At 74.3% G+C, this 606-nt stretch carries 1 protein-coding gene; it reads right to left on the bottom strand.

The window, feature by feature from the left end; genetic code table 11:
- Window positions 1-606, bottom strand: a 606-nt coding sequence (locus D180_RS15955; protein WP_043091129.1) for a ComEC/Rec2 family competence protein, incomplete at both ends; no start/stop codon positions are given.

Below are 606 nucleotides of genomic sequence, written 5' to 3'. Positions count from 1 at the left end.
GCAGCCGCCACAGGCCGCCGCCGAGCAAGGCGAAGGCGCCGGCGACCAGGCCGACATGGAAGCCGGAAATGGCGATGAGATGGGTCAGGCCGGCGGCGCGCAGGATGCGCCAGTCGCGATCGTCCAGCCGCCGGGTATCGCCCAGCGCCAGCGCCTGCACGTAGCGCGCCGAGGCCTGCGGCACGGCCGCGGCGATGCGTGCGGACATGTCGGCGCGCCAGGCGTCGATGCCCTGCCCCGGCGTCAATTGCGCTGCCGCCTGCGGCGCCACCACATAGCCGCTGGCGCTGATCCGCTGCGCCAGCGCATAGGCCTCGGCGTCGAAGCCGCCCGGATTGCTCAAGCCGCGCGGCGCGCGCAGGCGCACCTGCAACTGCCAGCGCGCGCCGGCGCTCAGGGCGCTACGCGGCCCGGCCTGGTGCGTGCCGAAGTCGTCGTACCACGCCAATTGCAGCAGGCGCCCGCGCAACGGCGCCGGCTGCGCCGCGTCGCTGTCCACCCGGAACAGGAAGCGGGTGCGGCGGGTCTCCGCCTGCGGCAGTTCCACCACCTGGCCGCGGACGTCGACCACGCACTTTTCCCAGTCGGCCGGCAACTGCCTTGCCA

It is taken from the genome of Xanthomonas sp. SHU 166 (assembly GCF_000364685.1).
GTDB lineage: Bacteria > Pseudomonadota > Gammaproteobacteria > Xanthomonadales > Xanthomonadaceae > Xanthomonas_A > Xanthomonas_A sontii.
This window is presented reverse-complemented; position numbering and strand designations above follow the sequence as displayed.